Below are 13,685 nucleotides of genomic sequence, written 5' to 3' on the forward strand. Positions count from 1 at the left end.
CCTGAAAATAGTCAAGATTTCATGGAATCAGCGGCTTTTTCCTGATCATCGTCCAAAATCCAGTCGCGCCCCACACTGATTCCGAGATATTTGCTGTCATCCGGATCATTGATTTCGGCCTGCTGATATTTGCGGAACCACCAGTACCGGGCAAGAAGGTAATAAGAGCCTGCTCCTGCCAGGAATCCGGCAAGGAATGAATAGTTGGGAAGCCAGTATGCAACTGCGGCACCAATGACCCAGCTGATGAATCCTGCAAGGTTGATTCCTCCCCAATACCTGAACTGCCCATGGTCCTCGTATAATTCAGGTACATTGACGCGCCTTTTTCTCAGCAGATAATAATCAGCAAAAAGGATGCCGACAATCGCAGACAGGATGCCGCCTACAAACAGGAGGACAGGGATGATGATGCCAAAGAGATTCCATGGCTGGACGACTGTCCCGACAATTCCTGCTGTAATAACGCCAGCCCAGAAAGGAAATTTCGGCCCGCCAACATTAGAAAATATCGTTGCCGCCGGAACGACATTGGCCGCCGTGTTGGTGGACCATTGCGCCAGGATGATCATCAGAAGCAGGACGCATAGGACGAGTCCTCCCGCCGCTTCCTGAAGGGCGATGACAGGATCGTAATTCAGGACGGCAATATAAGCGATTCCTCCAATGATAATCATAAAGGTCTGTGTCAGCGGCATGGCGATCAGGTTGCCGATCAGCGCCCCTTTATTGCGCTTGAACCAGTTTTTTTCATTCACGGGCGCCTTGATGAACCGGGAAATGGAAGGAATATCAGCACTCAAGGTCGCCCAAAAGCCCATATTGCTGAAGATCACAACAAGGAAAGCAGTAAATGCATCGGTTCCCGCTGCCGGATTCTCTGCCCATGTCCAAATATTCCTTCCTGCCTCTTCAGCCGTATCAGATAAAGATAGGTACATCCAGACGGAAATCAGGATAATGACCGGAGCTGCCATGTCAGCAAAACGCTCTATCGCTTTTATCCCAAGGCTGGTATTAATGAGCTGTGCAGCTGCGAAAATAAGAAAACAGATAAACCAGTTATTGAAACCGAATAAAATATCAATGATGCCATTCATGGCAGTGGCACCGAAGTAGGTATTGATTCCAAACCACATAGAGGCGGTGACGCCCCTCGTGATTGAGGGGATATGAGTCCCGATTGTGCCGAAAGGGGCGCGCATATAGACCGGGAAGGAAAGGCCATGCTCTATCCCGATGTCTGCAATCAAACTGATGAATAAGCCGATTCCGAGGCAGCCGATCACCGTTGCAATAATGACAAGCGGCAATGGGAGGCTCATAACCCCGGAGCCTCCGATGGCAAAGGTGGCGAGTACCACCACCATGCCCACCCACATAAATGAATAGCCGAGCGAGGTGATATTCCTGTCCTTTTGCTGGATCGGATAAAGGTCAGGGGATTTCAGATGGCTTTTTTTCATACGTACACATCCTGTCCGGTTAATTTTTGTCAGGCCGAGAAGCTGATTGAAACCGAAAAGCCGGGTTAGTGCATGCCATCATCCTGTTCACTGAACAAAGCCGGGGTAATTCATCTCCGTCCACAAGTCAACCCTCTTAATCTAATAAGCAGGAATCACGTTATTATGGGTTTTGTGTTTAAAATATTTTGCTCTTTTTAAATATTGCCCACTGCCCGCTTTTCCAGTGAACTGGCGGTCTTTAATCACATACTCTCCCCTTACGAGCACAGTGACAGGCTCTCCTTTGACTGATAATCCTTCAAATGCGCTGTAATCAACAGCTAAATGGTGGGTGCCTGCAGAAATGGTTCGTTCCTTTTCTGGGTCAAATAGGACAATATCGGCATCAGAGCCTACAGCAATCGTCCCTTTCTGAGGGTAGAGGCCAAATAGCTTCGCAGCACGGGTCGAAGTGATGTCGACAAATTGGTTGAGGGTGATCCTTCCCTTTGCCGCCCCTTCTGAAAAGAGGATCGAGAACCGGTCTTCAATAGTCGGGCCTCCGTTCGGTATTTTGGTAAAATCCTCCCTGCCGAGATCCTTTTGCCCCTTAAAATCAAAAGAGCATTGGTCAGAGCCGATCGTCTGGAGCTGTCCGCTTTTGAGGGCATTCCATAAAGTGTCCTGATTCCATTTTTCGCGGAGCGGCGGGGACCACACATATTTTGCGCCTTCAAACTCAGGCTTTTCGAGGCTGGTCTGGTCAAGAACGAGATACTGCGGACAGGTTTCCCCCCAGACATCGATGCCCCTGGAGCGGGCTGCGGCAATTTTTTCTGCTGCTTCAGCGCAGGATACATGTACCACATACAGCTGGGAGCCTGCCAGGCCGGTCAGCTCAGCCGCACGCCCCGTTGCTTCCCCTTCCAGCTCAGGAGGTCTTGTAAGCGCATGGTAGATGGGTTCTGTATGTCCTTCTTCCAATGCCTTTTTCGTAAGATAATCGATGACATCCCCGTTTTCTGCATGCACCATGACAAGAGCCCCGAGGTCCCTTGCGGCAACCAGCGTCTTGAAAAGCGTTTCATCATCAGCCTGGAAGACATTTTTATAGGCCATGAAGACTTTGAAAGAAGTAATTCCCTCAGAATCTATCACTTTCGGCAGCTCCGCCAGTACTTTATCATTGATTTCCCCGATCATGAGGTGGAAGCTGTAATCGATGGCAGCCTTGTCTTTAGATTTTTGGTGCCATTCATCAATGCTTTCCTGGAGAGGCCTTCCTTTAGATGTCAGGCAAAAGTCTATGATGGTCGTCGTGCCCCCAAAGGCTGCGGCAATCGTGCCTGACTCAAAATCGTCCTTTGTCACAGTCCCGCCGAATGGCATATCTAGGTGGGTGTGCGGGTCTATGCCGCCCGGAAAAACGTAAAGCCCTGCAGCATTGATGATTTCCGCCCCGGTATCTTGCAGATTCCTGCCAATCAGGGCGATTTTTCCTTCTTCTATTAAAATATCAGCCTGAAAAGTATCTGATGCTGTCACTATAGTGCCGTTCTTTATTATTTTCTTCATATTCAGCACCCCTTTACCGTTTAGATAGATCCAATTCGCATGCCTGTGCCCCGGCTATCGCGGCCTGCCGTTCATTCCAGGTCATAGGCGGCTGTGTGTGCGGAAGCTCTACCATTGAAATGGCCCCTTCCTCCGGGCAGACAATAGAACAGAGGTTGCAGCCGACACAGTCTTCTTCGCGGACTTTCAAATATTCTTTTCCGTTTTCATCAACCAGCATATCAATGCATTGATGCGAGGTGTCCTCACAGGCGATATGGCATTTATTGCAATTGATGCAGATATCAGGGTCGATCCTCGCGGCAATATTATAGTTAAGGTCCAGATTGCCCCAGTCCGAATACCTTGGTACAGATTTTCCGATAATGTCCCTGACTGACCGGATGCCTCTCTCGTCCAGATAATTATTCAAACCATCCATTAAATCTTCAATGATGCGGAACCCGTGGTGCATAGCAGCTGTACAAATCTGTACGCCGGAAGCGCCCATCAGCATGAATTCAACCGCATTCTGCCAGTTCGATATCCCGCCCATGCCTGAAATCGGGACAGATATTGCTGGATTCCTGGCGCACTCAGCGACCATGTTCAGTGCAATCGGTTTGACTGCCGGGCCGCAATAGCCTCCATGTGCTCCCTTCCCTCCGACATGCGGAATCGTATTCCAGGTATCAAGGTCCACCCCGGCAAGGCTGTTGATCGTATTGATCATACTGACAGCATCTGCACCGCCTTTTACCGCTGCTTCTGCTGTTGCTGTAATATCCGTTATATTGGGGGTAAGCTTCACGATGACTGGTGTCCGGGCCGCTTCCTTCGCCCAATAAGTCTGTTTTTCCACCAGCTCTGGCACCTGTCCGGATGCAGATCCCATTCCCCTCTCTGCCATCCCGTGCGGGCAGCCGAAGTTAAGCTCAAGTCCATCTACCCCAATCTCTTCGACCCGTTTGACAATTTCATGCCATTTCTCCTGTTTCGGCTCAACCATCAGTGAGGCAATGATCGTGTTGTTGGGAAACTTCTTTTTCGTTTCATAGATTTCCTTCAGATTGACTTCAAGCGGCCTGTCTGTAATCAGCTCAATATTGTTAAAGCCTGCGACCCGCTGTCCATTAAAGCTGACAGCAGCAAATCGGGAAGAAACGTTTAAAATAGGCTCACCCAGCGTTTTCCAAACAGCTCCGCCCCATCCGGCCTCGAAAGCACGCTGAACCTGATAGCCTGAATTGGTAGGTGGTGCAGAGGCAAGCCAGAAAGGATTGGTTGACTTTATGCCTGCCAATTCTATGCTTAAATCAGCCATTTGCTTCTCTCCTTTCTTCCTTCATCATCAGCTTGTGGATCGCATGGGCTGCTTGTTTACCCTGCTGGGCAGCAGTGACGACCATGGCTTCCCCTTTTCCTTTGCCGAAGACAATATCCCCGCAGGCAAACACTTTCGGATTTGAGGTCTGGCATGTCTCAGGATTGATTTCTACAACTCCTCCATCGTGAGCAAGGCCGAATTGATCGATGAGGCTTTCGTGCCTTTGCTGCCCGATGGCTTTAATAATGATGTCAGCCGGGAGCAGATGCTCAGATCCTTCAATGGGTACGGGCCTTCTCCGACCATCCGTATCCGGCTCGCCAAGCATCATTTGGATGCACTCCAGTCCTGCTGCTTCCCCGCGGTCATTGCTGATAATCCTTTTGGGTGCCGTCAGCCATCGGAACTCGACTCCATCCTGCTTCGCAAACTCATATTCAAAATCATAGGCAGTCATTTCTTCCTGTGTCCTCCTGTAAAGGATTTTCACATTCCCCGCCCCGAGCCTTGCTGCACAGGTTGCCCCGTCAATTGCTGTGTTGCCGGCGCCAATTACAATTGCTTTCTTGCCTGCCACATCTCTCCTCAGTTCACCGGTTTTTGTCTGCTTCACAAATTCAATCGCATCAAAGACACCTTCCAGATTTTCACCTTCAATTCCAAGGTCCGGCACTTTTGACATGCCTGCAGCAAGAATCACAAAGTCATATCCGTCCAGCAGTTCTCCGGCTGTAACATCCCGGCCGATCTTCGTTTTTGTCCTGATGTCTACATTCATCCGCCTGACCTGTTCTGCTTCCCAATGGGCAATCTCCTTGGGCAGACGGAATGAAACGATACCGTAAGTGTTCAGCCCTCCGGCTTCCTCCTCGGCTTCATAGATGACAGTCTCATAGCCGAGACGGGCCAGCTCCCTGGCAGCCGATAATCCCGCAGGTCCGCTTCCGATGACCGCTGCTTTTTTGCCGTTGGCCGCGCCTGGGAAAAATAAGTCCTTCCCGCTTTTTATGGCCCAGTCAGTCGCATGCCTCTGCAGTTTGCCGATCAGAATAGGGCTTTTTGTTGAATTCAATACACACGCCCCTTCACAGAGCTCTTCTGTCGGGCAGACCCTTGAGCAGCTTGCGCCGACAGGATTGGCATCCATGATGGTTTTGGCGGATCCCAGCATATTTCCGCTGCTGATTTTTTTTATGAATGAAGGGATATCTATTCCAGTTGGACATGCTTTAATACAAGGGGCATCATAGCAATACAGGCAGCGGCTGGCTTCATGGGCAGCATCCCTGCTGGACAGCGCAGGCTCCGCTTCCCTGAAGTTCTGTTCCAGGTCGGTGTGTGAGATTCGCTTTGGTTTTGCATCGATCACAGCGTTCCCTCCTATCCTGCCTGTGCCAGGCAGGCAATTGAAAAGCTTATTTTCACATAAAAGCCCCTTACGGAAGAAGGGATGTCATTTCACTGTATGTTTCCGGCCTGCGGTCGCGGTAAAACTGCCAGGTGTCCCTGACCTCCCGGATCAGCTTCTTGTTCATTTCACCTATGATGACTTCATCCTTATCCCGGCTGGCAGAGGCAACGAAGCTTCCTTTAGGATCCACCAGGTATGACTGCCCATAAAATTCTCCCATATTCCATGGACCCTCATAGCCGACGCGGTTGATGGCGCCAACATAATATCCGTTGGCGACTGCATGGGCAGGCTGTTCGAGTTTCCATAAATATTCGGACAGGCCGGCGACCGTGGCCGATGGATTGAAGACGATTTCTGCGCCATTAAGCCCCAGCAGCCTTGCCCCTTCCGGGAAATGCCTGTCATAGCAGATATACACGCCGATTTTGGCATATGCAGTATCAAATACCGGATAGCCCAGGTTCCCTGGTTTAAAATAATATTTTTCCCAGAACCCGCAGCCGTTTCCTCCTGCCGCAACATGCGGAATATGCTGCTTCCGGTACTTTCCCAGATAAGTTCCGTCTGCATCCAGGACAGCAGCTGTATTATAATAGGTAGCTATCCCTTCCCGTTCATAAATCGGAAGGACAATAACAATCCCAAGCTCCCTTGCCAGCTCCTGGAATAGCTTTGTTGTCGGGCCGTCCGGGATTTCTTCTGCAGCGTCATACCATTTCGTATTCTGCTCGGAACAGAAATAAGGACCATAAAAGATCTCCTGCAGGCATACAATCCGGGCGCCCTTTTCTGCCGCTTCCCTAACAAGCTTTATATGCTTTTCGATTGCCTTCTCCTTATGAACTGCAACTGGCTCGCTGCCGTCCACATCATGAGATGCTTGTATCAAGCCGATCTTCACATTGTCTGCCATCTTTACTCCCCCTCTAAAATAAATTGAATCATCCTTTGCAGAACCGGGCTGTTTCGTACCAGGGCAATCCAGCAGCATGGTTCAGAATGTTCCGTTAATCTAACATACGCAGAAAGGGCAAGTTGTAAAACTTAATTTAAAGAGAGTAGAAAGAAAAAGGTCTAGCAAAAAGACAGTGTGAAGGATATCTGCATACAAAAAAGACTGCAAATGGCCCCATAATGAGAGGATCTTTGCAGTCTCATGCTACCTTAATAAAAAGTATAGAAATTAATTTTGCGAGGAAATATTGGTGCCATAAAAGATTTCGTCCATCTCTGTTTTAAGTCGGTCGGTGATTTCTTCCGCTTCTTCTGAATCCAGCTTCTCCTTAGTAAAGCCAAACAGATAATTATTCAGGTCGAATTCCTTCAGTTTGCATTTTGTGTGGAAAATTTTTTCCTGATAGATATTCACATCGATCATATCATACAGGCCTTTTGCTTCATCTGGTATATAATTCTGTATAGAGTTAATATCATGGTCGATATATAGCTTTTCACCGTTGATGTCCCGGGTAAACCCTCTGACGCGGTAATCAATCGTCATTACATCCGTCTCAAAGGAGTGGATCAAATAATTCAGGGCTTTTAGCGGTGAAATTTCCCCGCACGTGGAAACATCGATATCTGCCCTGAAGGTGCTGATCCCTTCTGTCGGATGGAACTCAGGGTAGGTGTGGACTGTAATATGGCTTTTATCAAGCTGCAGGACCACATTGTCAGGGAGCGGTCCGGGAGATTCCTCCAGTGATTCTTCAGGCACTTCGACAACAGGGCCTTCTGATACGAGCATGGTCACACTGGCTCCCTGCGGTACATAGTCCTGCTGGGCGACATTCAGCACGTGTGCCCCGATGATATCGGACACATTAGTCAGAATGTTGGTGAGCCTCTCAGCACTATACTGTTCATCAATATAATCAATATAAGCTTCCCGTTCTTCTTTTGTTTTTGTATAGCAGATATCATACATATTAAAGCTTAACGTTTTAGTCAGATTATTAAAGCCGTGCAGCTCGATCCGTTGCTCTGGTGTCAGTTTCATGTGCAAAATCCCCTTTAACTCTGTTAGTCTGTTGCCCCTATCACCAGCCTTGGCCACTTCTATGGCGAGCTCTTAAGAGAGTGTTTCCAAGCTGGTTAGGCTGATTACTATCTAGAGTACCCTTTATAAAAGGCAAAAAAACGGGTTTTTCCTAATTGTGTCCTGCTGAGGCTGAATCTAAAAAAGCCTATCCGTTTTGGATAAGCTTTTTGAGTACATCATTATGCATTAACGAGTTTATTCTTTTTGAATTCTTCCCTGATGGATTGAAGCAGTTCTTCGCTTGAGAGGATTTCATAACCCGTCAGGGCCATTGCCTTTGCCCCTAAGATCATTGCCTCCTGTGCCTGGCTGCTCATGGCCGCTTCGCGGAACTCATGGGTATGGCAGGCGAAATCTTCGTCGCAAATCTTGATATATGGGTGAATGGAAGGCACAGCCTGGCTGACATTTCCCATATCGAGCGATCCTGATCCATCGCGGTCCTCGTGGATTTCACCTGGATCTATCCCCAGCCCGATCAGCTCGTTAGTGAATGCATCCGATAATTGCTGGTTTGTTTGCATGTCGTCATACGAAAATTCATAAAAAGAAGCTTTCATTTCTGCACCAGTCTGAAGCGCAGCACCCTGGGCGCATGCTTTCACTTTTTCAACCAGTTCATTCACATAAGATCGGCTTGATGCTCTTACATAGAACTGGGCAGACGCATAGTCAGGAACTACATTGGCCGCTTTTCCTCCTTCAGGGATGATGCCATGGATTCTTGCATCAGAAGTGATATGCTGTCTGAGGGCATTGATGCTGTTAAAAGTCTGAAGCACAGCATCAAGAGCGTTGATCCCTTTTTCCGGACTTGCAGCCGCATGGGCACTCTTGCCGAAGAATTCAAACTGGATCGCATCCATGGCAAGTGATCTGCCGCTTTTCAAATACTTGGACAAAGGATGGACCATCATCGCAACATCCAGTTCATCGAAGATCCCGTTCTCCGCCATTGTCACTTTCCCGCCTTTTGTTTCTTCAGCGGGAGTTCCGTACACAATCACTTTTCCGCCAGTTTCTCCAACAGCCTTGCTCAGGCCGATCCCTGCAGCAATTGCCATTGTGCCTATGAGGTTGTGCCCGCATGCATGACCTACCTCAGGAAGTGCATCATATTCAGCCATCAGCCCGATGGCTGCTCCCGCAATGCCGCTGTCATAAACAGCACGAAAAGCAGTCGGAAGTCCGCAGGTTCCCTTCTCTACATTAAATCCGTGCTTTTCCAATGTTTCAATCAAAATCGCCGAAGATTTGAACTCCTCATGCCCGAGCTCAGGATTTTCTCCTATGTACGTGCTGATATTGACAAATTCCTGCTTAAGCTTATCTATTTCGTTCTGAATTATCTGCTTCATTGTATAACCATCCTTAGTGGTGAATTTTTATTCCTTTTTACTAGAATAACAAATAATTCGGTATTCGAAAATAATTATTTTTTAGTTCCTGCTGATTGCCTATTCCTGAGGGAAAAGGTATGCTCAATTTAATCATTGAATCAAGCTGAAAGCAGGTGATCGGATTGCAGCAAAACATCGTAACTGAGACATCAGCAGAAGAAATAAAAAGGCTGCTTGCCGCCCAGAAGAACTTTTTTGCGAACCAGGGAACAAAGCCCGCAGCATTCAGGCTTGCCCGTCTGCAGGAGCTTAAGGATAGTATCAAAAATAATGAACAGCAGCTGATCTCTGCGTTAAAAGAAGATCTTGGAAAGTCTGAACTTGAAGCATATTCAACGGAAATTGGGATTTTATATGAAGAAATCGGCTATACATTGAAGCATCTGAAAAAGTGGATGAAAGCAAAGAAAGTGAAGACGGCCATGACCCATATCGGCTCCAAGGGCTATATTATCCCTGAGCCATACGGAGCGGCCCTCATCATTGCCCCATGGAATTACCCGGTCCAGCTCGCCCTGTCCCCGCTCATTGGGGCAATTGCTGCCGGGAATACGGCTGTCATCAAGCCATCGGAGCTGACCCCGAATGTATCACATGTGCTCTCAGCGCTGATCAAGGAAGTCTATCCGGTAGAGTATATTTCAACTGTTGAAGGCGGTGTGGAGACCAGCCAGCAGCTGCTTGAGCAGCCTTTTGATTATATATTTTTTACAGGAAGCGTCCCTGTCGGCAAGATTGTGATGGAGGCAGCCAGCAAAAGACTGATTCCTGTCACCCTGGAGCTTGGCGGAAAAAGCCCGGTCATTGTCCATGAGGATGCAAATATCGGCCTGGCGGCGAAGAGGATAGTTTTCGGCAAATTTACAAATGCCGGACAGACGTGCATTGCCCCTGATTATCTGTTTGTCCATGAAAAAGTAAAACAGACTCTGCTGGAAGAGATGAAGAAGTGCATCAAGGAATTTTACAGTGATAACCCTCTTGGTAATGAGGATTATTCCAAGATCGTCAATAACCGGCATTTCAGCAGGCTTGAAGCGTATTTGAGCGACGGACCAATTCTTTTCGGGGGAAGGGTGAATGGTGAGCTTAGAAAAATGGAGCCGACACTGATGGATGCCCCTTCTTTTAATTCGCCTGTTATGCAGGATGAAATATTTGGCCCGATCCTGCCGGTATACGGGTATGAAGCCTTGGATGAAGCCGTCTCCTTTATCCAGTCACGCCCGAAGCCGCTTGCTTTGTATTTGTTTACGGGAAGCAAGGATATTGAAAATAAGGTGAATGGTACGATTTCTTTTGGAGGCGGGTGCATTAATGATACTTTAATGCATATCGCGACGCCGTATCTTCCTTTCGGAGGTGTCGGGGAGAGCGGGATAGGGAGTTATCATGGGAAGAGCAGTTTTGGGACGTTTTCGCATGATAAAAGTGTGCTGAAGCAGACTACGCTGTTTGATTTTTCGTTCCGTTATCCTTCTGCTGAGAATGGGCTGAAGCTGATTAGGAAGCTGATGAAGTGATGGGAGCCTGGACCGGTTTGGTTCAGGCTTTTGTTTTTTTATGGATTTGTATAAATTTGCTAAAATTAGTTTAGCTTTAAAATGTAGGCTCCTGATCTGCACTGCAGGCACTTCGCTTTCCGCGGGGCGGAGTTGAACCTCCTCGCGCTTACGCGCTGCGGGGTTTCAACATTTCCGCTGCAATCCCGCAGGACGTTGAATCTTCTTCCTGGAATCTGCATCGCACGAAGAAAATGAGCATGCATTTTATGAGGAGTCTTCGTGCCTTCCGTTCCGGTCAGCAGGGCTTTGAGAAAAAGATTCCTAAGCAACGACACCCCCTAATTGGTTTCTTCATCCGTTGTTGTGTTCTTAACTTGGGCTGATGGTTTCCGTTCCAGACACTTCGCTTTCCGCGGCGCTAAGCCTCCTCGCGCTTGCGCGCTGTGGGGTCTCAGCTCTGCCGCTGCGATCCCGCAGGAGTCTGCGTGTCTTCCACTCCAACCATCAGCGGTTTTTAAATTTACTTGCCAGTTTTAACTTAAAAAGAGTAAGCCAAGAAGCAGGGCTTTGATTCAAAGTTCAGCTACGACGAAAAATTCTCAAAGAGGGATCAGTGATAGGTTAGGAAAATAAGCGGAGAAATTCCCTCTAATTTCAAAAATGCCCTAAAAATAGCTCAAATAGACGGAGAAATTCCTACTATAAACTTAAAAAACAGGAAAATGGGCAACTTCGCTTCGCTTAACCGGAGATTCTCCGCTTATTTACACCCATCCGTGCCATATTCAGCCGTCTAAGAGGAGAATCTCCGCTTATTTTGAGGCTTGCTGCTCAAATCGGATAATATTATACTTCTTTTCTCCAAAAAGCCTTCCATCACTAAAATGTCCCATTAACTGAATAAGCCTCCATATATAATAACCTAAATGTAAACTGTCCCTTTTTATATTCAAATACAATAATCTTTACATAAAAACTTTACAAAAACAATTCAGCCAATAATTCCAGATTCCTTGCTCTGTCCTTGAAACTATAGGTATTATTGATGGCCATGATTTCATCGGTACCGTATTTTTCACTGATCTTGAGGAGCTGATTTCTCACTTTTTGAGGATTGCCTATGACCATTCTGCTTCGGTTGTGCTGAATCTTTTCTTTTTCGGCTGCCGTCAGGGTTCTTTTTTGGGCTTCCTCTGGTGAGATGATTCTTGTGTCGGCTCCTTTTTCGATGTCCAGGAGCCAGTGGTCCTGACTGGCTGCGAGGTGTTCGGCTTCTTCGTTAGTCGGCGCGCAGATGACGAATACACAGACGTTTGCCGAAGGCTCTTTCAGCATAGCAGACGGCTGGAAGTGACGGTAATAGTATTGGAATGCTTTTTCCCCGTTTGCCGGTGTGATGAAGTGCCCATAGGTAAATCGCATGCCGTTTTCAGCTGCCGCTCTAGCGCCGCGTTCGGTAATCCCCAATAGCCATAATTCCGGCAGCGTTAGCAGATCCGGGTAGGCTTTTACCTCCCTAAAAGGATGGTTATCCGGCAGAGTGTTGGTTAAAAAGCCCTGGAGATCTCTCAGCTGGCCGGGGAATTCATTCATGCTCCTCCTGATGCCGTCTGTCAGAGCCAGTCTTGTGTCTGCACCGCCGCCAGGTGACCTGCCGACACCGAGGTCAATCCTGCCCGGATACAGAGCTTCCATCACTTTAAAGGTCTCTGCAACTTTATACGGGCTGTATTGAGGTAGGAGGACCCCTCCAGAGCCTACCCGTATCTTTTTGGTTACTGCTGCTATATGGGAGATCAGGACATCTGGTGAAGATCCTGCCATCCCATTGGAATTGTGATGCTCAGCGGTCCAAAAGCGGGTGTATCCCAGATTATCGGCAATTTGCGCCAAGTGGGAGGTTTGCTTAAGTGCATCTCCCGGAGAATCTCCTTTTCGAATGACAGCTTGATCCAGTACGCTTAGTTTCATACTTCATCCCCTCTTTTAAATGAAAAACCCGCTGCACCATCCACAGCGGATTATTATAGCATTTGTTCAGCAATCAGTCTGTAGGAATGCAGCCTGTCTTGATAGTCGGTTGTCAGAGTGATGATCATAAGTTCATCTGCCCCTATCCTGCTGGCCAGGCTTTCAAGCTGTTCAGCAGCCTGAACAGGATTTCCGATGATCATTTTTTTCTTCATGTCCTGCAAGAGTTCTTCTGTGTTTAAGGACTCCTGTTCCAGCTGCGCTTCTTCCCCGCTCAGCAGATTCCTCCATGAGCGGCTTTTTATAGCCAGCTCCTCTGCCTGTTCTTCTGTTTCTGCACAAATCACATTAACAGCGGCTATGCAGTATGGGGCAGAGGCCATTTTAGAAGGAATGTAATTATTCTTATAGAGTGAAATAATCTCTTCGGGATTCTGGTCGCTCATAAAATGCCCGAAGCAGTAGGCTGTTCCCTTTTCGGCAGCCTGTATGGCGCTTTTCTTGCTGGTTCCCAATATCCACGGAAGAGGAGCAGAACGGGGTACAGGTGCAGGCGCCACTTTGGAGTACATATGGCCTTCAGGATGGCTGCCCACCAGAAAGTTTAAGAGCTCAGTGATTTTATCAGGCATTTCAGCGACGCCTTTTAAAAAGTTGTCAGATAGCGCCATGGATGTTTCGGCAGATCCGCCTGGCGCCCTTCCGATCCCTAAATCAATTCTTCCGGGAAAAAGGGTGGCAAGCATGTTATAGGTTTCCGCCACTTTGTAAGGTTTGTAATAAGGAAGAAGAACGGCTCCGCTTCCAATTTTTATATGTGAAGTCTGGGCGCCAATATAGGGAAGCATCACTTCAGGGGCAGAGCAGGCAAGCCCTGTCATATTATGGTGCTCTGCAATCCAATAGCGGCTGTAACCGAGCCTTTCCGCTTCCTGTGCAAGCTCGAGTGAGGCTAAAAGGGCCTCATGAGCCGTTCTCCCTTCAGGAACAGGAGATTGATCAAGTATACCGAGCTTCATCTTCCT

10 protein-coding genes are annotated in these 13,685 nt (G+C 48.0%); 1 reads left to right on the forward strand and 9 read right to left on the reverse strand.

Going from position 1 to position 13,685, the window contains the following annotated elements; all coding sequences use genetic code 11:
* Window positions 1–11: 11 nt before the first annotated feature.
* The 7 genes from N288_RS11160 to N288_RS11190 form a co-directional block, all read right to left on the reverse strand.
* The gene (locus N288_RS11160) at window positions 12–1,466 is read right to left on the reverse strand and encodes an NCS1 family transporter (protein WP_009793879.1); all 1,455 of its coding nucleotides are present in this window, start codon (window positions 1,464–1,466) and stop codon (window positions 12–14) included.
* Between the two features lie 141 nt (window positions 1,467–1,607).
* Entirely contained in the window at window positions 1,608–3,023 is a 1,416-nt protein-coding gene (gene hydA / locus N288_RS11165; protein ID WP_009793878.1) for a dihydropyrimidinase, read from the reverse strand.
* Window positions 3,024–3,036: 13 nt separating this feature from the next.
* Window positions 3,037–4,326 carry an NAD-dependent dihydropyrimidine dehydrogenase subunit PreA gene (preA, locus tag N288_RS11170; RefSeq protein ID WP_009793877.1) on the reverse strand — a complete coding sequence of 430 codons (1,290 nt, stop codon included), beginning with the start codon at window positions 4,324–4,326 and terminating at the stop codon, window positions 3,037–3,039.
* Window positions 4,319–5,698 (reverse strand): NAD(P)-dependent oxidoreductase, encoded by a 1,380-nt coding sequence (locus tag N288_RS11175; protein ID WP_009793876.1) that lies wholly within the window; start codon window positions 5,696–5,698, stop codon window positions 4,319–4,321. Before N288_RS11175 ends, preA begins: the two co-directional genes overlap by 8 nt.
* Before the next feature lie 67 nt (window positions 5,699–5,765).
* On the reverse strand, window positions 5,766–6,656 hold the full coding sequence (locus N288_RS11180; protein WP_022543843.1) for a nitrilase-related carbon-nitrogen hydrolase: 891 nt from the start codon (window positions 6,654–6,656) through the stop codon (window positions 5,766–5,768).
* Between the two features lie 270 nt (window positions 6,657–6,926).
* Window positions 6,927–7,742: an adenosylmethionine decarboxylase gene (gene speD / locus N288_RS11185; RefSeq protein WP_009793874.1), complete on the reverse strand. Its 816-nt coding sequence runs from the start codon at window positions 7,740–7,742 to the stop codon at window positions 6,927–6,929.
* A gap of 221 nt (window positions 7,743–7,963) precedes the next feature.
* Window positions 7,964–9,142 carry a M20 family metallopeptidase gene (locus N288_RS11190; RefSeq protein WP_009793873.1) on the reverse strand — a complete coding sequence of 393 codons (1,179 nt, stop codon included), beginning with the start codon at window positions 9,140–9,142 and terminating at the stop codon, window positions 7,964–7,966.
* Window positions 9,143–9,297: 155 nt separating this feature from the next.
* Between N288_RS11190 and N288_RS11195 the strand changes: the two genes are divergently transcribed.
* A complete protein-coding gene (locus tag N288_RS11195; protein ID WP_009793872.1) occupies window positions 9,298–10,707 on the forward strand; it encodes an aldehyde dehydrogenase in 1,410 nt (469 codons plus the stop codon).
* A gap of 960 nt (window positions 10,708–11,667) precedes the next feature.
* On the opposite strand, the gene N288_RS11205 is transcribed toward N288_RS11195, so the two are convergent.
* Window positions 11,668–12,660 carry an LLM class flavin-dependent oxidoreductase gene (locus N288_RS11205; protein ID WP_009793870.1) on the reverse strand — a complete coding sequence of 331 codons (993 nt, stop codon included), beginning with the start codon at window positions 12,658–12,660 and terminating at the stop codon, window positions 11,668–11,670.
* Window positions 12,661–12,713: 53 nt separating this feature from the next.
* Entirely contained in the window at window positions 12,714–13,679 is a 966-nt protein-coding gene (locus N288_RS11210; RefSeq protein WP_009793869.1) for an LLM class flavin-dependent oxidoreductase, read from the reverse strand.
* Window positions 13,680–13,685: the final 6 nt, after the last annotated feature.

The organism is Bacillus infantis NRRL B-14911, assembly GCF_000473245.1.
Lineage (GTDB): Bacteria > Bacillota > Bacilli > Bacillales > Cytobacillaceae > Bacillus_AB > Bacillus_AB infantis.